19 protein-coding genes, 1 tRNA gene and 1 pseudogene are annotated in these 24,651 nt (G+C 65.8%); 8 read left to right on the plus strand and 13 right to left on the minus strand.

What is annotated here, in order from left to right; genetic code table 11:
• The first annotated feature begins 85 nt into the window (after positions 1-85).
• The 3 genes from CTP10_RS09250 to CTP10_RS09260 all read left to right on the plus strand — a co-directional run bounded on the left by CTP10_RS09250 (position 86) and on the right by CTP10_RS09260 (position 2,871).
• Complete coding sequence (locus tag CTP10_RS09250) at positions 86-985, plus strand: LysR family transcriptional regulator (protein WP_116320747.1); 900 nt, start codon at positions 86-88, stop codon at positions 983-985.
• A gap of 94 nt (positions 986-1,079) precedes the next feature.
• A tRNA-Leu gene (locus CTP10_RS09255) sits at positions 1,080-1,166 on the plus strand.
• Between the two features lie 157 nt (positions 1,167-1,323).
• Positions 1,324-2,871, plus strand: a complete 1,548-nt coding sequence (locus tag CTP10_RS09260) for a serine hydrolase (protein WP_116320576.1) — start codon at positions 1,324-1,326, stop codon at positions 2,869-2,871.
• Between the two features lie 45 nt (positions 2,872-2,916).
• Here CTP10_RS09260 and CTP10_RS09265 read toward each other — a convergent pair whose 3' ends face one another.
• Together CTP10_RS09265 and CTP10_RS09270 are read right to left on the minus strand one after the other, a co-directional pair.
• Positions 2,917-4,014, minus strand: a complete 1,098-nt coding sequence (locus CTP10_RS09265; RefSeq protein WP_116320575.1) for a mechanosensitive ion channel family protein — start codon at positions 4,012-4,014, stop codon at positions 2,917-2,919.
• Positions 4,015-4,160: 146 nt separating this feature from the next.
• Positions 4,161-5,636 carry an HdeD family acid-resistance protein gene (locus CTP10_RS09270; RefSeq protein ID WP_116320574.1) on the minus strand — a complete coding sequence of 492 codons (1,476 nt, stop codon included), beginning with the start codon at positions 5,634-5,636 and terminating at the stop codon, positions 4,161-4,163.
• Between the two features lie 181 nt (positions 5,637-5,817).
• On the opposite strand from CTP10_RS09270, the gene CTP10_RS09275 reads away from it, so the two are divergent.
• From CTP10_RS09275 to CTP10_RS09285, 3 genes are all read left to right on the plus strand, one after another.
• Positions 5,818-6,525: an HAD-IA family hydrolase gene (locus CTP10_RS09275; RefSeq protein ID WP_116320573.1), complete on the plus strand. Its 708-nt coding sequence runs from the start codon at positions 5,818-5,820 to the stop codon at positions 6,523-6,525.
• A 249-nt stretch (positions 6,526-6,774) separates the two neighbouring features.
• A complete protein-coding gene (locus CTP10_RS09280) occupies positions 6,775-7,746 on the plus strand; it encodes a Bug family tripartite tricarboxylate transporter substrate binding protein (RefSeq protein ID WP_116320572.1) in 972 nt (323 codons plus the stop codon).
• Positions 7,747-7,936: 190 nt separating this feature from the next.
• Positions 7,937-8,674 (plus strand): hypothetical protein, encoded by a 738-nt coding sequence (locus CTP10_RS09285; RefSeq protein WP_116320571.1) that lies wholly within the window; start codon positions 7,937-7,939, stop codon positions 8,672-8,674.
• Positions 8,675-8,742: 68 nt separating this feature from the next.
• On the opposite strand, the pseudogene CTP10_RS09290 reads toward CTP10_RS09285, so the two are convergent.
• The 6 genes and pseudogenes from CTP10_RS09290 to CTP10_RS09315 form a co-directional block, all read right to left on the minus strand.
• A pseudogene (locus CTP10_RS09290) lies at positions 8,743-8,967 on the minus strand (porin); the annotation flags it as partial.
• A gap of 181 nt (positions 8,968-9,148) precedes the next feature.
• The gene (locus CTP10_RS09295; protein ID WP_116320570.1) at positions 9,149-9,703 is read right to left on the minus strand and encodes an FAD-dependent oxidoreductase; all 555 of its coding nucleotides are present in this window, start codon (positions 9,701-9,703) and stop codon (positions 9,149-9,151) included.
• A gap of 229 nt (positions 9,704-9,932) precedes the next feature.
• Positions 9,933-10,916, minus strand: coding sequence for a tripartite tricarboxylate transporter substrate binding protein (locus CTP10_RS09300; RefSeq protein ID WP_116320569.1), 984 nt, complete (start codon positions 10,914-10,916; stop codon positions 9,933-9,935).
• 109 nt (positions 10,917-11,025) lie between these two features.
• Positions 11,026-11,997 (minus strand): Bug family tripartite tricarboxylate transporter substrate binding protein, encoded by a 972-nt coding sequence (locus CTP10_RS09305; RefSeq protein WP_116320568.1) that lies wholly within the window; start codon positions 11,995-11,997, stop codon positions 11,026-11,028.
• 64 nt (positions 11,998-12,061) lie between these two features.
• The gene (gene iolB / locus CTP10_RS09310) at positions 12,062-12,904 is read right to left on the minus strand and encodes a 5-deoxy-glucuronate isomerase (protein WP_116320567.1); all 843 of its coding nucleotides are present in this window, start codon (positions 12,902-12,904) and stop codon (positions 12,062-12,064) included.
• Positions 12,901-14,868 carry a bifunctional 5-dehydro-2-deoxygluconokinase/5-dehydro-2-deoxyphosphogluconate aldolase gene (locus CTP10_RS09315; protein WP_116320566.1) on the minus strand — a complete coding sequence of 656 codons (1,968 nt, stop codon included), beginning with the start codon at positions 14,866-14,868 and terminating at the stop codon, positions 12,901-12,903. The genes iolB and CTP10_RS09315 overlap by 4 nt, the downstream gene beginning before the upstream one ends.
• A 228-nt stretch (positions 14,869-15,096) precedes the next feature.
• Here CTP10_RS09315 and CTP10_RS09320 point away from each other — a divergent pair, with 228 nt between their 5' ends.
• Both CTP10_RS09320 and CTP10_RS09325 read left to right on the plus strand, forming a co-directional pair.
• Positions 15,097-16,029 (plus strand): MurR/RpiR family transcriptional regulator, encoded by a 933-nt coding sequence (locus CTP10_RS09320; protein ID WP_116320565.1) that lies wholly within the window; start codon positions 15,097-15,099, stop codon positions 16,027-16,029.
• Positions 16,030-16,085: 56 nt separating this feature from the next.
• Positions 16,086-16,826 (plus strand): hypothetical protein, encoded by a 741-nt coding sequence (locus CTP10_RS09325; protein WP_116320564.1) that lies wholly within the window; start codon positions 16,086-16,088, stop codon positions 16,824-16,826.
• 176 nt (positions 16,827-17,002) lie between these two features.
• Here CTP10_RS09325 and CTP10_RS09330 read toward each other — a convergent pair whose 3' ends face one another.
• From CTP10_RS09330 to CTP10_RS09350, 5 genes are all read right to left on the minus strand, one after another.
• Entirely contained in the window at positions 17,003-18,199 is a 1,197-nt protein-coding gene (locus CTP10_RS09330; RefSeq protein ID WP_271815147.1) for an acetate/propionate family kinase, read from the minus strand.
• A gap of 4 nt (positions 18,200-18,203) precedes the next feature.
• Positions 18,204-19,163 carry a phosphate acetyltransferase gene (locus CTP10_RS09335; RefSeq protein WP_116324084.1) on the minus strand — a complete coding sequence of 320 codons (960 nt, stop codon included), beginning with the start codon at positions 19,161-19,163 and terminating at the stop codon, positions 18,204-18,206.
• A 39-nt stretch (positions 19,164-19,202) separates the two neighbouring features.
• Positions 19,203-21,524 carry a DUF3141 domain-containing protein gene (locus CTP10_RS09340; RefSeq protein ID WP_271815148.1) on the minus strand — a complete coding sequence of 774 codons (2,322 nt, stop codon included), beginning with the start codon at positions 21,522-21,524 and terminating at the stop codon, positions 19,203-19,205.
• 106 nt (positions 21,525-21,630) lie between these two features.
• Positions 21,631-22,623, minus strand: coding sequence for a 2-hydroxyacid dehydrogenase (locus tag CTP10_RS09345; RefSeq protein ID WP_116320544.1), 993 nt, complete (start codon positions 22,621-22,623; stop codon positions 21,631-21,633).
• A 40-nt stretch (positions 22,624-22,663) separates the two neighbouring features.
• On the minus strand, positions 22,664-24,256 hold the full coding sequence (locus CTP10_RS09350) for an aspartate:alanine exchanger family transporter (RefSeq protein WP_116320543.1): 1,593 nt from the start codon (positions 24,254-24,256) through the stop codon (positions 22,664-22,666).
• Positions 24,257-24,651: the final 395 nt, after the last annotated feature.

Raw genomic sequence — 24,651 nt, forward strand, 5'->3', positions numbered from 1 at the left:
GCCCCGCAGGGCGCAATGTTCGGCCATTGCAAGCGTACGTCCGTACCACTAATCTGTGAATTGCAACGTTCTGATGGATTCATGCATGTCACGCATCAATTTCGCACTGGAGGACTTGCAGGCCTTTGTCGCCACGGCGGACAAGGGCAGCTTCCGGATGGCGGCCGAAACGCTCCATATCTCGCAGCCCGCGCTGAGCCGCAGGATCGACAAGCTGGAAAAGACGCTCGGCTCGCGCTTGCTGGAGCGCACCACCCGGCGCGTGGAAACGACCGCAATCGGCAAGCAGTTCCTGGAGGAAGCGCGTGCCGCGCTGGATATCCTCGACAGCGCGGTATTCCGACTTGGCGACGAAGCCGCGCTGCAGCGCGGATTGGTGACAGTGGCCGCGATCCCGTCTGCCGCGATGCATCTGCTCTCTGATGCCATCGGCATATTTGCAGGCCGTCATCCGGGCGTACGCGTGCGGGTCATCGATGAAAGCGCAAACGTCGGGCTGGCCAGTGTGCTGTCGGGGGAATCGGATTTCGGCATCAACTTCATGGGCGCGCAGGAGCCGAATATCGAGTTCCGCACGATCCGCACCGAGCCCTACCGGCTGGTGCTGCAGCGCGACCATGCCTGGGCCCGTCGCCAGTCGGTGGCATGGCAGGAACTCGCCGGGCAGCGCATGGCCGGCGTATCGAAGCAAAGCGGCAATCGCGCCCTGATCGAACATGCCATCGCGCATCTCGAGCAGCGGCCGACCATTTACTATGAAGCCAACCATGTCGTGGGCGTGTTGGCGCTGGTCGAAGCGGGCCTCGGCATGGCGGTGCTGCCGGGCCTGGCGTTACCGCCCGATCATCCGCGGCTGCGCGCCATCCCGCTGGTCGAGCCTGCCGTGGACCGGATCCTGGCGCTGATTCGCCGCCGCGACAAGGCGCTGCAGCCCGCGGCCAAGGCGCTGTTTGAAATTCTTGCCGACGGCTCGCCGCCGGCCTGACCGGCGCCGTGTCCCGGCACAGGAATTTTTGCAAGGATTGCCTTGCAGGCCCTTGCAAAATCCGACGCGCCCTGTAGAATGCGGCGCTCACCTTGCCCAGGTGGCGGAATTGGTAGACGCACTAGGTTCAGGTCCTAGCGGTGGCAACACTGTGGAGGTTCGAGTCCTCTCCTGGGCACCAAGGTTTCAAAGCGAGAAGCCCGCACGAAAGTGCGGGCTTTTTGTTTTGGCGAGCGGATCCCGGCCAGCCATTCTCCTGTCCGCCCCCGACCCACCAAGCTTGCATCGCCTACAGTAAATCCCACAGGCGCCGTAGCGCCGCCGTCGGGAGACCTGCCGTGAGCAAACTGCAACAGCGTCGCCGTTTCCTGGGAGCCGCGCTGAGCGGCCTGGTCGCACCGGCCCTGCCCGCCTGCGGCGGCGATGACGATCCGGAGCCGACGCCCGCCCCCATCCCGGAAGCGCAGATCACCGCCGCCATCGCCCAGGTCGAAACGCTGGCCACCAACCTGATGGCCAGCTCGCGCGTGCCCGGCATGGCCATCGCAGTGGTGCGCGGCAACCAGGTCGTCTTCGCCAGGGGCTTTGGCCGCCGGCTGGTGACCGATCCCGCGCCGGTCGATGCCGATACCGTGTTCCAGCTGGCCTCCGTGTCGAAGTCCATCGGCGCCACGGTGGTGGCACGGCAGGTGGGGCGCGGCAGCATCGGCTGGGACACCCCGGTCATCCGGCACCTGCCATGGTTCGCGCTGGCCGATGCGGAAACGACTGAAGCCGTCACCGTCGGCGATCTCTATGCGCATCGTTCCGGCCTGCCCGACCACGCCGGCGACCGGCTCGAAGACATGGGCTACGATCGCCGCGAGGTGCTGACCCGCCTGCGCTTCCTGCCGCTGCATCCGTTGCGCGCGGTCTACGAGTACACCAACTTCGGCATGACCGCCGCGGCCGAGGCGGTGGCGAACGCCGCGGGCATCGACTGGGCCACGCTGTCCGAGCAGGCCATCTACCAGCCGCTGGGCATGACCCGCACCAGTTCGCGCTACGCGGACTTTGCCGCGCGCGACAACCGCGCGCTAGGCCACGTCAGGGTCAACGGCAGCTGGGTGCAGGGCATGGGCACCATGCCCGATGCGCAATCGCCCGCGGGTGGCGTCAGCGCCTCGGTCAACGACCTGGGGAAATGGCTGATCATGGTGCTGGCAAAAGGCGAGTTCGCCGGCCAGCGCGTCGTCGACGCCGCGGCGCTCGCCCCGGCGCTGTCCCAGCAGATGCAAAGCGGCCCGCCCGTGCAGGGCCGCCCCGCCAGCTACTACGGCTACGGCTTCAATATCGGCACGACCGAACTGGGCCTGACCAACTACAACCATTCCGGCGCCTTCGCGGTCGGCGCGGCCACCAGCTTCACCGCGGTGCCGTCGCTGAACCTGGCCATCGTCACACTGACCAATGGCTACCCCATTGGCATCCCGGAAACACTGAACGCGCAGTTCTTCGACCTGGTCCAGTACGGCGCTTTTCGCCGCGACTGGGGCGCGATCTTTGCCGATGCCTTCGCGCCCTTGCTGCTGCCCGAAGGCAGGCTGGTCGGCCAGTCGCCGCCGGCAAGCCCATTGCCCGCGCGCGCGTTGTCCACCTATGCCGGCACCTATCGCAACGACTACTACGGCCCGCTGCAGGTCGCCGAACAGGGCGGCGCGCTGGTAATGACGCTGGGCGCGAGGCCGCTGGTCCTGCCGCTGACACACTGGGACGGAGATGTCTTTACATTCACGCTCCATAACGAGAACGCCAACCCCGGCACGATCTCGCAGGCGGTATTTGCCAGCGACCGGGTATGGCTGGAGTACTACGACCATGAAGGGCTGGGCGTCTTTGTCCGCTGAGCCGTGCCGGCGCGCTGGGCAAGGGGAATGCCCGGCGCGGCCGCGTCAGGCCGCCTGCACGGCGGCGCCGCGCATCGCGGCACCGCTCTCGCCATTGCCCCCGCCCTCCCCTTCGATCCGCAGCCGCGGCAGATGCTGCGGATATTCGCGCTGCATGAAGTCGATCAGCCCTTCCCGCACGACGCAGCGCAGGTCCCACGCCAGCCCGGACGAGGCCGCGGTGCACAGCACGCGTAGCTGCATGGTGCGCTCCGTGGCGTCGGTCACCACCAGGTTGAAGAAGCGCCGGTCCCACTCCGGCGCCGCGTGGACGATGCGCTCCAGCTCCTTGCGCAACGGTGCCAGCGGCATGCCGTAGTCCACGTGGAAGAACACCGATCCCATCAGTTCTGAACTGCTGCGGGTCCAGTTCTGGAATGGCTTCTCGATGAAATACTGCAGCGGGATGATGAGGCGGCGATCGTCCCAGATCCGCAGCACGACGTAGGTGCCGGTGATCTCCTCCACGCGCCCCCACTCGCCTTCGACGATCAGCACATCGTCGAGCCGGATTGGCTGGGTCAGCGCCAGTTGCAGGCCGGCGATCAGGTTGCTGAACACCGGCTTGGCGGCAAAGCCCGCGATCAGGCCAACCACGCCTGCCGAGGCCAGCAGGCTGGCGCCGACCTGCCGCGCACCCGGAAAGGTCATCAGCAGCATCGCCGCGCCCATCACGATCACCAGGGACATGGCAATGCGCGACAGCACCCGCGTCTGCGTATGGATGCGCCGCGCGCCCATGTTGTCCGCCACGTCGACCGGGTGCCGTTCCAGCACGCCTTGCGCAAAGCCCGCGATGATGCGCGCCGCCAGCCAGGTGGTGGCAACGATCATCAGCAGCCCGTTGAGATGCCGCACATTGCCGATCCAGCGCAGGTCGTCCGGCGCCGCCTGCCACACCGTCTGCAATGCCAGCAGCGGCAGCACCGCCTTGGCCGGTGCGCGCGCCTTGATGACGATGGCATGCAGCACCGGCGCGGCGCGGGTAATGCGCAACAGCAGCAGGCCGCCAAGGCGATGCGCGATCAGCGCGACGATGACGGCGACCAGCGCCGCGGTCCATGTGCCAAACCAGGGATGATCGAGGAGGAGTTCAAGGTTCATGCGTCGTCCTGTGTCATTGCGGGTTGCACGGCCATGGAGCTAACGACACGGGGCGCCGGCAGAAGTTCGGCCCCGGCCGCCGGCACCGTTGCTGGCGCCAGCCATTTCGGCCACGCGTGCCGGGGCAACCACGCACTGCGCGCGGGCTATTCCGCCTGCACCTGGTTATCGTCCGCCCGCCATTGCCGGCGCTGCCGCCGCCAGCGGTTCATCGCGGCGAGGCCGAGCCGCCAGAACCGGCGCGGGTGCGCGTGCGCGTGCGGGTGCGGATGGGGATCGACCAGCAGGCTCAGGGCGCGCGCATAGTCGCGCACCAGCCCCGGCGTCCACGCCATGGTCTTGCCGCGCTTGCGGATCTGCGCGGCAAGCCATAGCTCGGGCATGCACAGCGTCTGCAGCAGCAGCGTCCACGACTGCCGCTGGCCGCGTATGCCGAGCCTTCCGCGCCTGCGCATCAGCGCGCCTTCCACGGCGGCTTCCAACGCACGCGCCACGCTGACGGCGCAATTGCGATAGGTCAGGTTGTAGGTGGTATCGGCACGCCAGGCATGCCAGAAGCGCTGCAGGCGTGCCGCGTCGTAGTTGCGCAGGTGCACGCGCACGGTGGAGTCGCCGCGGCGCGACGCCTCGGTGGCATAGTCGGGCTCGAACACGCCCGGCACATCGTTGTCGGCGGATGCGCGCAGCGCCTGCGTCACGCTTTCCGGCGTGCGGCTGAGCGGCTCGGCCGGATCGAAGCTGATGTAGACCCCTTCGGGCGCCTCGAGCGCCGTATGGCCGGTCCAGATCGCACCGTTGGCGTCAACGGCGGCGATGTAGCGGTCGAATACCGGGCGGCGCCGCAGCGGCTGCTGCACGGAACCGGATGGCGTCCAGACATGCACGGTCAGTCCGGGCGCGCCTTCGTCGGGCAGGTGTGCCGCGTGCTCGGCCGGCGCGAACAACAGCGTCTTGGTGACCCTTCTGGCCGGGGCATGCGATGCGTCCGTCCAGTGGGAACCGCCGTGGCTCGCGGCGTCGCCCCGGCGCCGGCGCGGCCCGTGCATCAGGCTTTCGATCGTGGCGGTCTCCGGCACGCGGATGGCGCGGTAGGCAAGCATGACCATGCTCCAGCCGCCGAACAACAGCCATAGCGACAGCGCATAGGGCACGGTGCCCTGGTAGTTGGTGGGATACGGCTGGTAGAAGAAGATCGCGATCAGCACTTCCAGCATGCCCGTGCCGACAGCCCAGCGCCAGCGCGGAAAGCGAACGACCGATGCCGACACGCATTGCAGCAACCCGTCGGCCAGGAACAGCGTGCCAAAGATCATCGACAGCCAGAAGTGCCCGTGATGATGCCCGGCCAGCACCAGGGACGCTGCCAGCACCAGCGCCAGGCCCTTGAACAGGCGCATCGTCTTCAGGCCGCCGGCGCCCACCAGGGCAACGACCAGCGTGCCGAGGCCGCCCGCCAGCAACAGGCCGGCGAACCATTCCAGCGGGAAGAAGCGCGCACTGTCCAGTCCGTCGACGAACAGCACGACCCCTGCCAGCAGGAACCCGATGCCGAGCCAGAACATGCCGCGCGCGCGCTGGCGCAGGTAGTCAAACCCCAACAGGATCAGGACAAGGCGGATCATCGTTTCGCAGCGAGATCGTGGATCGTCTTGGCGGATTCTAGCCACAACATGCGGTCAGCGCGAAATTATGGCGTGGTCGGCACATCGACGCTCCATGCGGTTGACGGCCCGGAAACCGGGCCTTCGCGGTGGTAAGCTACCAGACCCCATCCCCCTCGCCAATCCGCAGCGTCCCCGTCCCATGCGCCTGACCAAGGTCTCCGCCATCTCCTTCGATCTCGACGACACCCTGTGGCCGTTCGGCCCCGCCGTGGCCCGCGCCGAGGCAACGCTGCTGGCCTGGCTGCTGCAGCACGCGCCGAAGACGGCGGGAGTGCTGACCTCACCCGAGGTGCTGCGCGAGTTGCGCGCCAGCTATGAAGGCGAGAACCCGCATCTCGCGCATGACTACCGGGCCCTGCGCCTCGGCTCGATCCTGCTGGCGCTGGACATGGCCGGCGAGGACGCCAGCCTGGCCGAAGACGCGTACGACGCCTTCTTTGCCGCGCGGCAGCAGGTCGAATTCTTCGAGGACGCGCTGCCCGCGCTGGAATGGCTCAGCGAACGCTTCCCGCTGGTGGCCGTGTCCAACGGCAACGCCGACCTGAAGGTCACCGGCGGCCATCACTTCTTCCGTGCGGCGCTCAGCGCCGGGACGTTCGGCACGGCCAAGCCGGCGGCGGCGATCTTCCACGCGGCGGCGGCGGCAGTCGATACGCCGCCGGAACTGATGCTGCATGTCGGCGACGATCCCGACCTCGACGTCGTCGGCGCACTCGGCGCGGGACTGCAGGCCGCGTGGCTGGTGCGCCCGGACGGCCCGCACACCGCGCAATGGCAACGCAGCGGCGCGCACCCGCACCTGATCCTCAGTGACCTGCAATCGCTCTGCCGCGCGCTGGCTGGCTAATCGCGCCGCGCGCCAACGCGACCATACGCCCCGCCCGACGGCGATATCGGGCCAACGCATACCTAATATGCGAAAATGTCGTTTCGCGACCAGGGCCGAAGCCCTGCGCTTGCCTCGCCACCGCACGATCCAGACGTTCCCCGCCATCCGCTCCGGGCCGTTCCAGTGCCCGACACCGCCGCAATCCGCCAGGTTCACAGGCAGCAAGCCAGGGTCCGCCCCGCAAGATTTCGATCGAGGAGAAACAAGATGTTGAAGGCCCTCTTTGCCGCACTGCTGGTGGCATGCGGACTGACGAGCGCGCTCGCGCAAACCCCCGCCAGCTTTCCGACCAAGCCGATCCGGCTGGTAATTCCGTTCCCGCCCGGCGGCGGCACCGACATCCTGGCCCGGCTGGTGGCAACCCAGGTCAGCCAGGCCACCAAGTGGAATTTCGTGCCGGACAACAAGCCGGGCGCCGGCGGCACGCTGGGCATCGCCGAAGCGGTCCGGGCAGCGCCGACCGGCTACGAGCTGGTGATGGGCCAGAAGGACAACCTGGTGGTCGCGCCGTGGCTGTACAAGTCGGTCAACTATGTGCCGAACCGCGACCTGATCGCCATCAGCCATGTCGCCTACACCCCGATCGTGATCGTCACGTCGGCCAATTCGCGCTTCAAGACGCTGGCCGACGTGGTCACCGCCGCGCGCGGTGCGCCGGGCGCGGTGAAGTACGGCTCGCCGGGCAATGGCACGACCATCCACCTGGCCGCCGAGATCTTCAGCCATGCGGCGGGGATCAAGCTGCTGCACGTGCCCTACAAGGGCTCCAACGCGGCGATGATGGACGCGCTGGCCGGCAACGTGGACCTGATGGTGGCATCGGTGCCGTCGGCGCTGGCGCAGGTCAAGGCGGGCAAGCTGCGCGCGCTGGCCGTGACCTCGGCCACGCGCAGCACGTCGCTGCCTGACGTGCCCACCGTCGCGGAAAGCGGCTACAAGCAGGTGGACGTCAGCACCTGGTACGGCCTGTTCGCCCCGGCCAAGACGCCGCCCGAGGTGGTCAACCGCATCCATGCCGAAGTGAACAAAGTCCTCGCCACGCCGGCGATGATCCACGCGATCCAGGAGCAAGGCGCGGAAGCCAGGCTGATGACGACCAAGGAGTTCTCCGACCTGGTGCAGTCTGACTACAAGAAATGGAAGGACATCGTCGAGCGTTCGGGGGCGAAGCTGGAGTAAGCCCGGCGCTCCGCCACCGTTTTCGTTATCAGGGAATGCCCGCCGTTAATCACGGCGGGCATTTTTTTGGTCCATCGCCGAATTCGAAGGATTCGCCTGGGAACCCCGGAAGCGGGGAAGATCCTGAGGACGCAACGGCAGCCGTCGACTATATTATGCGCAGCACTTCAACCACCGAAGGAGCCTCCCGATGAGCAAGACACGAGTCTTCACCCTGACGGCGACAGCGGTCGTGCTGCTGGCCGCCTGCGCAACTGGGCCGACAACTGGGCCGACAAGCGGGCCGACAACCGGGCCGACCTCCGGGTCGACCTCCGGGCCGACCACCGGCCCGATGAGCTTCTTCGTCACCAGTGTCGGCACCGGCAAGGGCGGTGATCTCGGCGGTTTGAGCGGCGCAGACGCTCACTGCCAACGCCTGGCGGCTGCCGCTGGCGCCGGCGGCAAGACCTGGCGCGCCTACCTCAGCGCGCCGGGCACCATCGCGCAGGGCAGCACGCCGGCGGTGCAAGGCACGCACGCGCGCGACCGCATTGGCGCCGGCCCCTGGTACAACGCCAAGGGCACGCTGATCGCGCGTGACATAACCGCGCTGCACAACAATGCCAACATCACCAAGGACACCGCGCTCGACGAGAAGGGCAACACGGTGAAGGGCCGCAGTGATCAGCCCAACGAGCACGACATCCTGACCGGCTCGCGCGCCGACGGCACCGCGTTCGCGCCGCAGACTGACACCACGTGCAAGGCGTGGACCAGCAGCAGCGACGGCTCGGCGATCGTCGGTCACCACGACCGCTCTGGCCCGCTGCAGGACAACTGGTCAACGAGCTGGAACTTCTCGCATCAAACGGCCGGCTGCAGCCAGGAAGCGTTGGTGCGCACCGGCGGCGCCGGGAAGTTGTACTGCTTCGCGACCAGCAACTGACGGCGCAGCGGCATCGATTACTTGAGGGGCATCGGACGCATCCAGCGCCAGATGCCCGGCAAGCGCCGTCAGAAGATATGCTTCATCCCAAGCATGGCGCCAAACTGATTTCCGCCGGCTTTGGGATTCGCTCCCGTTGCGCCACTGCTCACCGACATCGCAAGCTGGCCGCCGTTGTCGATCAATCCCGCAGTGGCGTAGACGGAGCTGCGCTTGGAAAATGCGTACGTTCCTCGTAACGCCCAAAGCGTCGCCCTGTCGTCGCTATGATGGAAGCGCAGGTAATACATCTGATTCTCCTCCGGGCGCTTGGGGTGAAAGGCTTCGCCACCGCAGCAGGGCGCCGTTTTCTTATGTCGCAGGCAATAGCTGGGCGCCACACAGCGTGTGGAGCTTCAATGCAATGCGTATTCCAGCGTCTTGATTGCCGCGCGGCCGCAAACTGTGCTGGATCGCGCGGCAGTAACGAACCGTCTATGACTTCCCGACGGTCCCGCCATATGCTGGTGGTCGCTGGATTGCCGGTGCGCCGGCAGACAAGATGTCTTCCCGGTTGCCGGTTCTTGGCGGGTAGATACGTTCGCGGTTGATGACGATCTTCGTCTGCTTGGCCACTGCGCCCTCCGCCACCAGGCGCCGATCCCATCCTTCCGTGTAGACCGCTCCCCAAGGGCCGAGGTCGAGGATCGTCGTATACCAGTCGATGTTCAATGGCAGCATTGGCAGGCCCAGCAACTCGCTTGCCGCGTTGTGGCCCGCAAAACGTCCCATCGGCCGCGCGTGCTGGCACGACATGACGGAGGCATGTTCGCCATCGATTTTTGCGTTGGCGGCGTCGCCGGCGGCGAAGACGTTGCTGATCCCCTCGACGCGCATAAAGTGGTCGACAGGCACGCGTCCCAGCCTGTCCAGTTCCACGGCGAGGCGTTCATTCAACGGATGTGCGCGCATCCCGCCGCACCACACCACCGTCGACGCAGGCACCTGCTCGCCGCTGGCCAATATGACATCAGACTTGCCAATGGACATTCAGATTATTTATTTTAGGTTTTGCCTCCATTTTCAAAAATCCAGAGCGGAATCCGTCATAGCCATTTGCACTGATTTAATGTCCGCCCTTGAAAGGGGACCGAACTCGTCTGAGTCTCAACCTCGGAGATCTCATGGCTACGAGCGGGACATTGGCTGATCGCCTCTCATTCACTGCGGATGCGCACCTGGCGGCGTTGATATCGCCATTTGCCGCTGCCAGAAGGCGTCAGGCAGCCTTGATGTTGAGGCGGTTAATGAGCTGCTTGAACGTGGCGTTGTCGCGGGCGATCACGCGCTTGAAGTCCGGCTCGTCGAGGTAGCCCTCTCCCATGTTCTGCTTCGCCATGGTCTCGCGCAGCCCCGGCTCCTGCATGGTCTTGGCGATGGCGGCGCGCAATACGGCTACCACTTCCGGCGGCGTGCCCTTCGGGGCCGCGATGCCGCGCCAGCCGTTGATCACGAGGTCGATCTTCCGTTCCTTCAGCGTGGGCACGTTCTCCCAGCCCGACTTGATACGCGTCTCGGACATCACCGCCAGCGGACGCACCTTGCCTGCGGCCACATAGGTGGCAACTTCGACCGGCGTGACGGCCACGGCTTCGATATGGCCGCCCAGCAAGTCCAGCACTGCGGGGTTGGCGCCGCGGAACGGCACATGGTTGAACTGGACGCCGGCCTTTTCTTCCAGCGCTGCGGCCGAGAGGTGCCCAAGCGAGCCGGGACCGGCGTTGCCCACGCGTACCATGCCGGCCTGCTTCTTCGCGGCGGCCAGGAATTGTTCAATGGTCTGGTACGGCGAATCGGCGCGCACGGCGATGGTTGCCGGGTCGGCGTTCAGGCGCGCGATGGGGACCATGTCGTCGGCCGTGAATTTGATCAGACCCATGTGCGGGATCATGGTCAGTTCCACCGTGATGACGGCCAGCCGGTAACCGTCCGGCGGGGCGCTGACGAGGTCGGACCAGCCCACCCCGCCGCTGGCACCGGACTTGTTCAGGATGACAATGCTCTGCGGCAGGTGCTTGCGCGCGGCTTCGGCAAACGCGCGCGCCAGCACGTCAGTGCCGCCACCCGGCGCGAACGGTACGATCAGCTCGATCGGACGGGACGGATACGTGCCGCCCTGCGCGAAGGCGGGGCAAGCCGCCGTGGCGGCCATGGCAGCGATGCCGCGCAGTGCGGCGCGTCGTTGGAGATTCGGTCGGCTCATGAGTGGAACCCTGTTTTGCGAAAGAGGTAAGGAAAGGCGGGGGCGCTCGCGGAACGTCTTCGGGCGATTGGGGCGATTGGGGCGGCGTTGTCCGGGTGCCGGACGGCGGTCAGTCCAGCCGGATGCCAGCGGCCTTGATCACGCCTGCCCACAGCTTCTGCTCGCTGTGTGCGAACTGGGTGAACTCCTGCACGGTCATTGGCATCGGCTGGATGCCCAGTTCTTCCAGCCTGGAGCGGGTCTCAGGGTGCTGCAGCGCTGCCACAAGTTCCTTGTTCAGCCGGTTCACCACCGGTGCCGGCATCTTGGCGGGCCCGACGAACCCCTGCCAGGCGTAGGCTTCGAAGCCGGACAGGCCCGCCTCGGCCATGGTCGGCACGTCTGGCAGGATGGCGAGCCGCTTGGGCGTGGCCACCGCAAGCACGCGGATCTTGCCGGTACGAATCAGCGACAGGCTCGGCGGGAGGTCGACGAACATCGCCTGCACCTGTCCGGCCATCAGGTCCTGCAACGCGGGCGACGATCCCTTGTACGGAACGTGCAGGATGTCGAGTTTCGTGCGCTGCTTGAACAGTTCCAGCGCGACGTGCAGCGGCGAGCCGGGCCCGGACGAGGCCGACGTCACCTTGCCGGGCGTCTTGCGGGCCAGCGCCATGAATTCATTGAGGTCGCGCGCCGGGAACGACGGGTTGACCGCCAGCACCAGCGGCATGCGTCCCAGCCCGCCGATGAAGGTGAAGTCCTTGTCGGCGTTGTACGTGAGGGAGGCGTACATCGCCGGATTGAATGCCAGCGTGCCGGAATCGGCGGTGCCGACGGTATAGCCGTCTGCCGCCGAGCGGGCGATGGCAGTCGCGCCGATGATGCTGGCCGCACCCGGGCGGTTCTCCACGACCACAGGCTGGCCCAGGTCCTTGCCCATCTGTACCGCAAGACCGCGGGCGATCACGTCGGTGGTCCCGCCCGGGGCGTAGGGCACGATCCACTTGACCGGCTGGCTGGGGAACGTCTCGGCGTGCGCGGCGGCGCAGCCGGCGGCCAGCAGCGTGCAAGCCAGCACGCGGGCAAAGATGCGCTTCATGGTGTCTCCTTGATTGTGTACAGGTGGGAATCGTTGCGTTCCCTTGTGAAACAGCGTTGGCTTGTCAGCGGGTGAGCATCCACTCGTGGGCGGGATCGTTCCGGAATGCCCAGCGGCGCTCGGGCCCGGCCATCGTGTTCAGGTAATACAGGTCGTAGCCATACGGCGCGCAGCACGGGTGATAGCCGCGCGGCACCAGCACGGTGTCGCGGTGCTCGACGGCCATGGCCTCGTCCAGGCTGCGGTCGTCGGTGTACACGCGCTGGAAGGCAAAGCCCCGCGGCGGGTTGAGCTGGTGGTAATACGTCTCTTCCAGCGCCGTTTCCGCTGCGCCAGTGCTGTCATGCTTGTGCGGCGGGTAGCTGGAGGAATGGCCCGACGGCGTGATCACCTCCACCACCAGCAGCGACTCGGCCGGTTCGCTTTCCGGCAGGATGTCGCAGACGTAGCGCGTGTTGGCGCCCTCGCCTCGCACGCTGCGGCGCATCTGGCCGGGTTCGATGACCCGGGCCGGCAGACGGCCCTGGGCCGGGGCGGTGCTGAGTGCCACCTCCGCGCCACCGCGTGCGTCGATGCGGACCTCGCGCCCCGGCGGCACGTAGACGGCGTACGGCGACTGGTCCTCGAACACGGACTGGCGGCTCCCCAGCGCCGAATATCGCTGGTCGCCGACGTGGACGTCGACCTCACCGGACAGCACTGTCACGCACAGTTCGCGTGCCGCGGTCGCCAGGGATTCCGTTTCGCCATCGGCAAGGCGCAGCGCCTTGAAGCCGATATACGTCCATCCGGCCGACTGCGGCGTGACGTCGACGATCACGCGTTCAGCCTGCGCCCCCTTCACGAGGAGACTCGGCCGCGTGGCGGCCACGGCGCGAGGCGTCACGCTTGGGTCTGCGCGGTTCATTGCACCCCCTGTTCGATAGCTGCCTCGGTCGGTGCCACCGCACGGCTGGCCCGCCACCCGGCGATCAGGCGGCGGAAGTTCGCCGCCACCTGCCGGCGGAACGCGGCATCGTCGATCTCGTTGCGCAGCCAGGCCTGGCTGGCGTCGGCCCAGACCGTGCGGCCAATCATGAAGCCCTTTACCAGCGGCGACGTCGCCTGCGCGAAGCCCGCCACCAGCTGGTCGACCGGCTGGTTCAGGCCGAGGATCACGGCGCCACGGCACCAGGGATCGCGCGCCTGCACCAGGGCTTCGAGCGCCTGCCATTGGCGCCCGGACATCGCGCCGACCTTCCACCATTCCGGCTTCAGACCGATGTCGTAAAGGTGGCGGATCGCGCCGACCACGGCCTGGCCCTCGTCGTCGGCCGCCAGCGTGTCCTTGGGCGGGATGACTTCCAGCAACAGTTCGTGACCGCTGTGCCGGGTGGCTTCCCACACCACCTGCAAGGCTTCGTCCTGCTCGGCGCGCAGCGCGGCGGGATCGTCCGGGTGGTAGAACACCAGGCACTTGACCACCTGCTCGCGCGGCCAATGAGCCAGTTCCGAGGCAAGCGAGCGCGTGCCGTCGAAGCGCAGCGGCCGCGAGCCGGGCAATTCAATGGGGCGGCCCACCCACCAGCCGCGGCCGGTGGCGCCGTGCAGCGCGGCTTCGCCGAGACGGCCGTCTATCAGCACGCCGATCTTTCCGCGGCAGCCGTTGTCGCCTTCGACCTCCGCCACGACTTCATTGATGAGTGTCTTGAGAGCCGGAATCCGGCTGGGGTCGGCATCCGCCGCGCGGGCCAGGTCTTCGAACTGGGCGCGGTGATCGTAGGCGAGTACATATAGTTCCGGCCACGCTGGGCGGGCCACCGACACGCGGTGCAGGTGTGCAAGCTGCGCATCCTGGTCGGGGCGCGGATGGCGGTTCCCGGAGAACCAGTGTTCCAGCTCGGCCGGCGTCGGCATGGCGGGCGCGCAGCCATGGCGCGACACCACGATGGCGCCACAGGCGTTGGCGATGGCCGCAGACTCGCTCCAGCCGTTGCCACGCAGCAACCCGGACAGCAGGCCGGACGCGAACGCATCGCCGGCGCCCAGCACGTTGAGCACCTCGACGCGCTCGCCGTGGACGGTCAGCGCATCGTCGATGCGGGCCGGAATGTCGCCCTGCACGATGGTGCAGCCGAGCGGGCCGCGCTTGACCACCAGCGTGGCGCTGGTGCACGTGCGCACCTGGCTCAGGCTGGTCATCAGGTCATCGGAGCCCCCTGCGATCATCCACTCTTCCTCGGTGCCGATGATCAGCTCGAAGGCGCCGAGTTGCTCCTGCAGATGGCGGCTGACGCTGGCGTTGCCGATATAGCGCGTCTCGCCGTCGCCCTTGCCGGTCAGGCCCCACAGCACCGGGCGGTAGTCGATGTCGAGCACGCGCACAAGGCCATGGCGCCCGGCGATCTCCAGCGCACGCCGCGAAGCGGCCAGCACGCCCGGTGTGCTCAGGTGCGTGCCGGTGATGACAAGGCTGCGGCAGCGGGCAAGGAAGGCTTCGTCGATGCCATTGGCGTCCAGCGCCATGTCGGCACAATTCTCGCGGGCGAAGAGCAGCGGGAAGGTGTCCTGATCCTTGATGCCAAGGAGTACCATGCCGGTCAGCCGTTCGGCATCGACCTGCACCTGGCTCACGTCGCAGCCCTCCCGGCGCAGCGTGTCAAGCAGGAAGCGGCCGTTCTGCTCATTGCCGACCCGGGAGATCATGGCCGAGCGCAGGCCCAGCCGCGCGGTGCCGAACGCGATATTGGCCGACGAGCCGCCGAGGTACTTGGCAAAAGTGCTGGCCGATTCCAGGCTGCAACCGATCTGCTGGGCGTAGAGGTCGACGGCGAGCCGGCCGAGGCAGGCTACGTCGAAGTCGCGGTCGGCGGGAAAATTTGGAAGGTGCATGCTGGTTGTGGGTTCGACTCGGGCGTCAGCAAGGGGGTCGGAGGCGCTGCCAGGGCATGCGTTTGATATGCCGTTGTTCGCGCAGGGTGAGGCCATCATAGCCCAGACTTAGAAAATTTGTTCTGTTTTTTTGTTTGTGCGAAAATATTTTCTATTCCGCACTTCGACCAGCTTGCACCGCCGCCCCCAGCTACGCTTTTCTACATTCCGCCCGATGAACACTGCCCCATGAGCACTGAGCACCCCTTCCCCGACGCCGACGCCTTCCTTGCCGCGATGCAAAGCGGTTTCCCCGCGCTCAGCAAGCAACTGAGGGCGATTGCACAGTATGTGGAGGCCAATCGCGAGCGCCTGGCGCTGCAGGGCGTCAACGACATCGCCCGGCAATGCGAGGTCCAGCCGTCCGCGATCATCCGCTTCGCCAAGCACTTCGGCTTCTCCGGTTTCTCGCAGATGCAGCGGCTGTTCCGCGACAGCGCCGCGCGACAGCTCGCACCCAATGCCAACTACCAGGACCGGCTGCGCGACCTGATCCGTACCACCGGCGGGCCACTGACGGGCAGCGGGATCGCGCATGAGGTGATTGCGGGCAGCATCGAAAGCCTGGAGGCCCTGCAGCGCGGCGCGGCGGACATGCCGTTTGACCAGGCGGTGGAACTGCTGGTCCAGGCGCCTTCCGTGTGGCTGATGGCCTCGCGCCGCGCCTTCCCGGTGGGCGCGTACCTCGTCTACGCCCTGCAGCACACCGGCAAGCCAATCCAGTGGCTCAATGGCCTGGGTCAAATGCAGCAGGGACAACTGCGGGCGCTGCGGCCGGGCGATGTGATGGTGGCAGTGTCGTTCGAGCCGTATGCGCAAGAGACGCTGCTGGCGGTGCAGGACGCCGCCGCGCGCGGGGCCCGCATCGTTGCGATCAGCGACAGCCAGTTGAGTCCGCTGGCCGACCATGCCGAGGTGCTGCTGCCGGTGCAGGATGCCGCGACGTTCGGCTTTCGCTCGCTGACCAGCACGCTGTGCCTGGCGCAGTCGCTATTCCTGGCGCTGGCCTATCGACTGGAGATCGCGTACACGCAGCCGGAGTCGGCGCCGCTGTCCCCGTCATCGCCGTCATCGCCATCATCGCCTTCATCGGCACGCAAGGCATCAACGAAAGCTTCGTAACCCATCCTCCATGTCCGGGCCGCTGCGCCACGCTGTGCACCGTCAAGCCAAAGCCAATGAGCTACCCTCCCCTGCAACCCAAGCCCCCAAACCTCCTGACCTCCTATTTCTGGAGCGGCGACGCCATCCGCAGTCGGGGCGTCAGTGACATCGTGCTGTCAGGCAAGGTCGACGTGCCTGAGCCGCCGGCGCGTCTGCTCGCGGATTGGGCCAGGGAGATATCGTCCCGCATGACCTTGGAACCCGGAGATGTCGAGATGTTGCCTCTGGCACGGGCACGAGCGCGCTGGCCGGCCTACTCGCAATGCGTGCAGGCAGTGTCTGACTGGGCGAGCACGCTTGGACTGCCCGGAGTACTTGCCTCCGGTGACGTCGCCCTCATGGCTTGCCGCGGCGCGAGGTATCACCATGACGGAGAGCAGTACGGCGGTTCGGCCTTCTGCAATCTCTTCCTGAGCGAGGACAAGGGGCAGGACGTACATTTTCCGTCCTTGGATCTTCGAATCCCCCTGACCCGTGGTTCGGTCCTGATATTCGATACCTGCCAGCCTCATGGGGTCATTCAACGCGGCAGCAGCGGCTTTGATGTGGCCGACTTCCCGCCCGACCAGGATTGCACGCAGCTATTCCTCACCTGGGAGCTTCCCATTGAGGATGTCCATGTCATGCGGGCGCTCAATGTCGCCTTCGACATTGACCTTGCGACCTCGCCGAAGGTGAATGAGGAGCAAGTCCGGCTGAATGATGAAAGGGTCAGCGTGCGTCACGAGTCAGGTCAGTGGCACCGGGCTGACTAACCGTCGGGACTGGTCACGATCCCAGCTGGCGCACGACGGCCGGAACTCACTCGCTGCGGCGGGACCCGACCCTCGCCACGCGCGCCAACGGCGTCTGAGCTGCACTACAGTGATGGGCCGTCACGTTGAACTACATCTGGGCTTCGGTCCATAAGATCGTTACTTGCAGTCGCTATTCATCGTTCGATGAAGCGTTCGTCAAGGGCCTCTCTGGTATGCCTTGCAATCATCAGTTCCTCATTGGTCGGGATGACCCAGACCGGTACCCGGCCCGAGGCCGAACTGATGCGCGGTCCGTCGCCCGCGTTGGCTTCGGCATCGACACTCAAGCCGAGCCATGCCGCCAGCCGGCATACGCGTTCGCGGATGGGCGCCGCATGCTCGCCGATGCCTGCGGTGAAGACCAGCGCGTCCAGCCCCTGCGCGGCAGCGGCGAGCGAGCCAAGTTCGCGGGCAATGCGATACGTGTACAACTCGACCGCAAAGCGCGCCTGAGCATCGTCGCTGGCGAGCAGCGCGCGCATATCGCTCGACACACCGGAGACGCCAAGCAGGCCGGATTTGCGGTAGATCAGGTCCTCGATGGCGCGGGCATCCATGCCGAGTTCGCTGATCAGGTACAGGATCACGCCCGGGTCGAGGCTGCCGCAGCGGGTTCCCATCGGCAGGCCGTCCACCGCAGTGAAGCCCATGGTGCTGGCCACGCTGCGGCCCGCCACCAGCGCGCACATGCTGCTGCCATTGCCGAGGTGGGCCACAACGGTGCGGCCCGCGGCCGCGCCCGCATCCACGCCTGGGAGGACACTCGCGATGTACTCGTAGGACAGTCCGTGGAAGCCGTAGCGCCTGACGCCTCGCGCAGTTATCTCCGCTGGCAATGCAAATGCCTGTGCCACTTCCGGCTGCGCCCGGTGGAAGGCGGTGTCGAAACAGGCGACTTGCGGCAGTTCCGGACGCCGCTCGGCGAGGATGCGGATGGGCTTGAGGTTGTGGGGCTGGTGCAAGGGCGCGAGCGGGCAAAGCGTACCCAGTTCCGACAGTAACGCGTCGGTCACCCTTGCCGGCTGGGTGAAACGTACCCCGCCGTGCACCACCCGGTGCCCCACCGCGCTCAGCGTATGCCCTTCCCCATGGCCGCGCAGGAAGTCCGCCAGGAAGGTGATGGCACCTTCGTGCCCGAGTTCGGTGCCGGCGTCCCACCGCCTGGTCTCGATCTCGGCCCCCGCCGCATCGGTCGCGCGGAACGCCGGCGCCGTGTAAAGTCCGTCGAGGCTGCCGCGCAAGACAAGTTGCAGCGCATCGTCATGGGTATCGTAGGCGCAGTACTTGAGGCTCGACGAACCCGCATTCAGGACCAGGATCAGTTCGGCCATGGCATCACCCCGCCACCTTGCCGGACTCGCGGCGAGCCCTGGCCACCAGCGCGGCCACCGCGCACGACGCCAGCCGCGTCGTGACCGAGTCGGCGCGGCTGGTCAGGATGATCGGCACCCGCGCGCCCAGCACGATGCCCGCGGCGTCGGCCCCGGCCAGGAAGGTCAGGCTCTTGGCAAGCATGTTGCCGGCATCCAGGTCGGGCACCAGCAAGACATTGGCGCGCCCCGCCACCGGCGAATCGATCTTCTTGATCCGTGCGGCATCCAGGTTGATGGCGTTGTCCAGCGCAAGCGGCCCGTCGACCACCGCACCGGTGATCTGGTGGCGGTCGACCATCTTGCACAGCGCGGCAGCATCGAGCGTGGATGGCACCTTCGGGTTGACCGTCTCCATCGCCGACAGGATCGCCACGCGCACCTCCTCGACCCGCAAGGCATGGGCCAGGTCGATCGCGTTTTGCAGGATGTCGGCTTTCTCGGCCAGCGTCGGCGCGATGTTGACGGCAGCGTCGGTGACGATCAGGGCGTCCTCGTGCCCCGGCACGTCCATCACGAAGCAGTGGCTGACGCGTCGCGCGGTGCGCAAGCCGCTGTCGCTCCTGACCACGGCCCCCATCAACTCGTCGGTGTGCAGGCTGCCCTTCATCAGGGCCTCGGCCTTGCTTTCGCGAACGAGTTGCACGGCTGCCGCGGCTGCTGCGTGACTGTGCTCGGCATCGACGATCGGGTAATCGCGGATATCAAGGCTGGCTGCGCGGGCGGCGTCCTCGATGCGCGAACGTGGCCCGACCAGGATCGGCGCGATCAGGCCCAGCCGCGCGGCCTCCACCGCGCCTTGCAGCGACGACTGGTCGCACGGATGGACCACCGCAGTTGGTGTCGGCGGCATGGTCTTGCAAAAATCAATCAGACGCTGGTACTTCTCATGCTTGGCGTTCACGGCTTGCTCCGTCAGGGTCATCGGTGACGGTCGCCCGCGATGCAGGCGACCCACGGCGTGCTAGGACGCGCGCTTGATCGGAACGGCCGCGCCACGCACGCGTTCCGGCTTGGTGCCAAGCACCGTGCGGACCTGCTCAAGCATGGCTGCCTGCTCGGCGGTGGGCGTGGTGCCAAGCACGCGCTCATCGGTTCGCAGCTTCTCCGCCAGGGCCTGCAGCCGCTGCCGGTCGGCCTGGTGCCTGAGCAGCGCCGGCAGGGTCTCAAGCGCCTGCTCGGGTGCGTACCGCGTGATCAGTTCCTGCTGGCCGCGGAGCTTGCGCCAGGCGTCCGGCTCTAGTTCTGGCAGCAGATCCGCATAGTCCGTGACCAGTTCCTTGCGCAACTCCAGCCGGGACAGCGGCAGCGGCTCACCCTTGCGGCCCAGCAGGCAGGCCAGCCGGGCAATGGCCTCGGCGTATCCGCCTTGCCCGACCACGGCCAGCGCCGCTCTGACTTCCGGCAACTCCCTGGGGTCGGTCACCGTCGGGGTACCCGCGCGGGCGGAAGGCTCGCTCCCTGGCAGGAACGGGAACAGGTTGGCGTACACGTTGAAAAAGGTGTACTCGGTCATCGCATCGCGCACGGCACGATATGCATCCAGACCGGCGCTGAGCATTTCCGCGCCCGCCTGCTCTTGCTGGCGCAGCGGATGGTCCGGCTCCAGCGCCTGCCGGCTGGCCCGGACCGCGTCGGCGGCGGGCTTCAACCAGGCCATCCACGGATTCAGGTCGGAGAACAACCAGTTCTGCATGCGCAGCGGATGGAATTCGCGCAGCACCCGCGCAGTCATCTCGTTGGACAGCGCCTGGACGTAAGGCTGAGCAAACAGCTCGTAGGCGCGCTGGGTGAAGTCCGACAGGTTGGCGACCCTCTCGAACGGCCTTTCGTCGACGCGCTCGAAGCGGTTAAGCCTGCTGGCGATCTCTTCCAGCGAGTGCTCCTCGAACTCGACCTCATACTCCACGCCAGCGCTGCCCTTGCGCTCATGGATGACCATGGCGTAGAGCCCCGGCGGCAGCAGTTCGATGCTCTTGAGCACCGAGACGATCTGCGCGTGCTCCTTCTGCGCGACCTTGCCGGAGACGAAGATGCCGAGATGGCCGACGTTTCGATGCATCATGCCGACGATCACCTGGCCGCGCGCCTTGATCTCCTCGGTGCTGCCATAGATGTCCACGACCCAGTTGAAAGCCTGCTGCGGCGGCGTGATGTTGTCACCCATCGAGGCAAACAGCACGATGGGCGAGCGGATCTCGCGCAGATCGAACGCCTTGCCGCCGGCGTTCTTGACGTCACCGCTCCAGAGCTTGTTGCCGACGAACAAATTGCGCGTGATCCATTCGATCTCCTCGCGGTTCATCAGGTAGTAGCCACCCCACCAGCGTTCGAACTCCAGGAAGCGTGGCGGCTCGGTATCGGCCTTTTTGTACAGGTTGTAGTACTTGTCCCACAGACTGTTGGCCGGATTCAGGTTCTCGAAATTCTGGACTAACCAGGCGCCGTCAAACTTGCCGTTGCCGAGGTCAGCCGTATACGAGGCCAGCCAGGTCCCGCCCAGCAGTCCGCCGGAATAGCGCATCGGGTTGTCGCCCTCGCCCTCACTCCAGGCACCGCTCCAGTACGACATCGGCGCGCCGTTGATGACGATCGGCCCGGTGTCGTCCGGGTCCGAGGCGCCAAGCATCATCGCGGCCCAGCCGCCCTGGCAATTGCCGATGATGGCGGGCTTGGCACTGTGCGGATGCAGCGCACGCACTTTCTTGATGAACTGCTGCTCGGCCTCGCACACGTCCAGCAGGGTCTGTCCCGGCTCGGGATCGCGGAAGAAGATGACGAAATACACCGGATGGCCAGCACGCAGTGCCACCCCGACCTGCGAGTCGTCCTTGAAGCCGCCGATGCCGGGACCATGGCCGGCGCGCGGATCGATGATGACGTAAGGGCGGCGGCTATCATCGATCGCCACCCCGTCGGGCGGCGTGATCTTCAGCAGCGCATAGTTGACGGGCCGCTCAAACTCGCGCGCATCCAACACGGTCTCGTAGCCAAAATGCAGGACCGGCTTGAGCCCCTGCATGGTGTTTTCGACAAAGTTATTGCCCCGTTGCCTGAGCGTGTCCCAGAACAGGATGGCACGCTGCATGCTGTCGACGGCATAGGCATAGCCGCTCATCGGGTCCATCCCTGCCGTCGGGATGGCCGGGCCAGCGCCCGGATTCCCAACGGCTTGCTGCACGCGGCCGCTATAGGCCTCCTGCGCATTCTTCAGGCGCTTTTGCAGCACCATGCCGGTCTTGAGGCCAACTTCACGCGCGTGAACCAGTTGCTTTGCTGCATCCATGCCGTTCTCCGCTGGAAATTTTGTGACAGGGAAGTCAAGGAGGGCGCGGTCGGTTCACCGTGGCGATATCGTATCGACCGCGCCCCGACCGCAGACGTTGGCAATGTCATACCTTGATCTCATTGGCCAGTGCCTGGCCTGACTCGAATTCGGTGATGCTGCGCAAGGTCGTCTGGCAAATCGTAGTCATGGCTTCACGTGTGAAGAAGGCCTGATGTCCGGTCACGATGACGTTCGGGAAAGAAACCAGGCGCTGGAGCACATCGTCGGAAATGATGGTGCTGGAGAGATCACGGAAGAACAGATCCGCCTCCTGCTCGTACACGTCGAGGGCGAGGCCGCCCAATTGCCGGCTCTTCAGCGCATCGATCGCGGCCTCGGTATCGATCAGGCCGCCCCGGCTGGTGTTCACCAGCAACGCCCCCGGCTTTGCCCTTGCCAGCGTGTCGGCATTGATGATGTGATGCGTCTGCGGTGTCAGCGGACAGTGCAGCGAGATAATGTCCGCGCTGGCTCCGATTTCCCCCTCCCGGGCGTAGCGTGCCCCCAGGGCCTCGAACTCAGGCGAGTGATATACGTCGTAGCCAATGACATCGCATCCGAAGCCAAGCATGATCCGGGCGAACACGCGGCCGATCTTGCCGGTGCCGACCACGGCGACAGTCTTGCCGCAGAAGTCGAATCCCATCAACCCGTCAAGGGAAAAATTGAAGTCCCGGGTACGGTTGTAGGCCCGGTGAATCTTGCGATTGACCGCCAGCAGCAAGGCAACGGCATGCTCGGCCACCGAGTTCGGTGAGTAACTGACGACGCGAACCACCTTCATGTCAAAACTTGCCGCGGCTTTCAGGTCGACGTTGTTGAATCCGGTGCAGCGCAGCGCCACCAGGCCCGTTCCGCCGCGCTTCAGTGCGTCGAGCACTGACGCATCCACGGTATCGTTCACAAAGATGCAGATAGCGTCGTGGCCGGCGGCAAGGCCAACCGTTCCCATGCTCAGCAGGTCATCGAAATACCTGAGCTGATGCCCTTCGGCAACATTGGCGGCGTCAAGATACTCACGGTCGTAAGGCTTGGCGCTGAATACGGCTACTTTCATCGCTTGTCTCCCGGCATGATGGCGGGGCCCGGGCCTCTTGCTATCCGGCGGCCAGGGCCACGGCAATCTCTACGAACAGGATTTTTGCAATCGTCATCGAAGGAAAGATCATTGCATAGCCAAGGTCCGGCTGATCCGTGGGAGCGACGCGATTGGCAAATGCAAGAATCGCCGGGTTCCCTGTCGCGCCGCATATGACACCCGCGGTGACATCGAACGGCAGCCTGAAAATCAACAGGCATGCCAACGCGGTGATCAGCACCAGTGCCAGGACAATTGCAATGCTGTAAAGCAGGAACGAAATCCCGGTCATGCTGATGGTCGCGAAAAACTTAGGCCCGGAGGCAATGCCAACTTGTGCCAGAAAGATGGTCAGGCCAAAGTTTCGCAGTACCAGATTGGCCGACAGCGGCATGGTCCAGACGAACCTCCCGGAGCGACGAACCTTGCCAAGATAAAGCGCCACCAGCAGAAGCGCCGCCAGTCCGAGGGTCAGTTTGCCGACGCCCGGAATCGGTAGCGGGATCATCCCTGCCAACAGTCCCGCGGCAGCACCGATGCCGATCGAGATAAAGCTCAGCTCGGCGGTACCCTTGATGGAATCACCGAAGAAGCTGCGCATCGCCTTGGCGTGGGCACGGTTGACCAGCAGGCCGACACGGTCGCCGACCTCGAGGATCAGATCGGGCCTGGGCAGCATGTCGGCATCGCCCCTTCGCACCTGGACAATCGAACAGGCAACGCCGTCGGGAAAGCGGATGTCTTGCAGCGCCAGCCCGACCACCGCGCGGCTCGATGCAAATACCCGGGCATAGTCCAGGTCCTCCCGATGACTGCTGATTCGCCCTGGCTGCAACTCTCCCAGCAGTGCCGCTGCTTCCTGAAGCAGCGTCGGATCCGTGGCCGTCGCAAGCAGGACATCGTCTGCCCGCAGGACAAGATCCTCCGTGGGCAGCTGGTTATGGTGTTCGCGCCGCACCGCGGCAACCGACAGCCCGGCTGGCAGGCGCGCTTTCAGTTCGGCGATGGTGAGGCCAATGATTTCGCGATTCCGCAGCGAGATCTCCGCCAGTTCAATGACCTTTGCCGGCGGTGCCTCGACCTTTGCTTTCAGTACCGCGCCAAGGCAATAGAGACACAGAATCGGACCGGCGACACCGAACGGATAGGCTACGCTGTAGCCAACCGCAGCGCCGTCGCCTTTCGTGGCCGCAATGATCGCCTGCAAGGTCGCCGTGCTGGTCCCGGCCCCCGCGAAAATCCCAAGCGACGCATCCATGCCAACGCCGAACAACGGCGCCAGCGCCAGCGAAATCAATCCGGCGCCGACCACCCCCAAAGCGGCCGCCGCGTTGGCCTTCAGTCCGCGGGCACTTGTCAGGCCCTCGAAGAACTGCCCGCCGTACTGGATGCCGATGCCATAGAGGAATAGCAGCAGGCCGAGGGTCCCGATCAGGGCGGGTGGCGCTGCTTTGGGTGCAAATCCCCCGATTGCCAATCCGACAAAGAGAACGGCTCCGGACCCCAGCGAAACTCCTTTTATGCTCAGTTCGCCGACTACGTAGCCCAGCGCGATCGTGAGGAACAAGGTGAACAACGGCTGGGCTTCTAACAGCACCCTGACTGCATCCATTGCCGCTCCTTCGATTAGGAAGATCAGCAGGACAGGCCAGTCGCTCGTTGATCTGGCGCAGTTGCGGGTCCGCCTCTCCCCCGCGGGCCTGAGTTAGGAGGGTAGACCAATTACCGGGAACTTCAAATCGAACCTGCTGGAGGAAGTTGATCGTCGCTCACGCGAGATCAGAGCAGGCAAAGGACCTTTTGGCGCACATATGGCCTGTGCATGGCAGCCGCCAGTGTGCGGAGCGCAACAGTGCGCGCAGTACGTCGCATGTCAGAATCCCCGACACCTGTGCAGGCATCCGGCGATCCGGGCGTTGGTCCGACGCGGCCGCCGTGGATTTCCGCACTGATGACACGACACCCGCGGCCGGACGGCAGAAACTCCCTGCGGTCATGCCCGCGAAG

The sequence above is a fragment of the Cupriavidus sp. P-10 genome (assembly GCF_003402535.2).
In the GTDB taxonomy this organism is placed as follows: domain Bacteria; phylum Pseudomonadota; class Gammaproteobacteria; order Burkholderiales; family Burkholderiaceae; genus Cupriavidus.

Bases quoted from the DNA above. Each gene is read 5' to 3' on its own strand.
- CTP10_RS09250 (WP_116320747.1), top strand. From the start codon at position 86: ATGTCACGCATCAATTTCGCACTGGAGGACTTGCAGGCCTTTGTCGCC.
- CTP10_RS09265 (WP_116320575.1), bottom strand. From the start codon at position 4,014: ATGAACCTTGAACTCCTCCTCGATCATCCCTGGTTTGGCACATGGACC.
- CTP10_RS09270 (WP_116320574.1), bottom strand. From the start codon at position 5,636: ATGATCCGCCTTGTCCTGATCCTGTTGGGGTTTGACTACCTGCGCCAG.
- CTP10_RS09275 (WP_116320573.1), top strand. From the start codon at position 5,818: ATGCGCCTGACCAAGGTCTCCGCCATCTCCTTCGATCTCGACGACACC.
- CTP10_RS09280 (WP_116320572.1), top strand. From the start codon at position 6,775: ATGTTGAAGGCCCTCTTTGCCGCACTGCTGGTGGCATGCGGACTGACG.
- CTP10_RS09285 (WP_116320571.1), top strand. From the start codon at position 7,937: ATGAGCAAGACACGAGTCTTCACCCTGACGGCGACAGCGGTCGTGCTG.
- CTP10_RS09295 (WP_116320570.1), bottom strand. From the start codon at position 9,703: ATGTCCATTGGCAAGTCTGATGTCATATTGGCCAGCGGCGAGCAGGTG.
- CTP10_RS09300 (WP_116320569.1), bottom strand. From the start codon at position 10,916: ATGAGCCGACCGAATCTCCAACGACGCGCCGCACTGCGCGGCATCGCT.
- CTP10_RS09305 (WP_116320568.1), bottom strand. From the start codon at position 11,997: ATGAAGCGCATCTTTGCCCGCGTGCTGGCTTGCACGCTGCTGGCCGCC.
- iolB (WP_116320567.1), bottom strand. From the start codon at position 12,904: ATGAACCGCGCAGACCCAAGCGTGACGCCTCGCGCCGTGGCCGCCACG.
- CTP10_RS09315 (WP_116320566.1), bottom strand. From the start codon at position 14,868: ATGCACCTTCCAAATTTTCCCGCCGACCGCGACTTCGACGTAGCCTGC.
- CTP10_RS09320 (WP_116320565.1), top strand. From the start codon at position 15,097: ATGAGCACTGAGCACCCCTTCCCCGACGCCGACGCCTTCCTTGCCGCG.
- CTP10_RS09325 (WP_116320564.1), top strand. From the start codon at position 16,086: ATGAGCTACCCTCCCCTGCAACCCAAGCCCCCAAACCTCCTGACCTCC.
- CTP10_RS09330 (WP_271815147.1), bottom strand. From the start codon at position 18,199: ATGGCCGAACTGATCCTGGTCCTGAATGCGGGTTCGTCGAGCCTCAAG.
- CTP10_RS09335 (WP_116324084.1), bottom strand. From the start codon at position 19,163: ATGACCCTGACGGAGCAAGCCGTGAACGCCAAGCATGAGAAGTACCAG.
- CTP10_RS09340 (WP_271815148.1), bottom strand. From the start codon at position 21,524: ATGGATGCAGCAAAGCAACTGGTTCACGCGCGTGAAGTTGGCCTCAAG.
- CTP10_RS09345 (WP_116320544.1), bottom strand. From the start codon at position 22,623: ATGAAAGTAGCCGTATTCAGCGCCAAGCCTTACGACCGTGAGTATCTT.
- CTP10_RS09350 (WP_116320543.1), bottom strand. From the start codon at position 24,256: ATGGATGCAGTCAGGGTGCTGTTAGAAGCCCAGCCGTTGTTCACCTTG.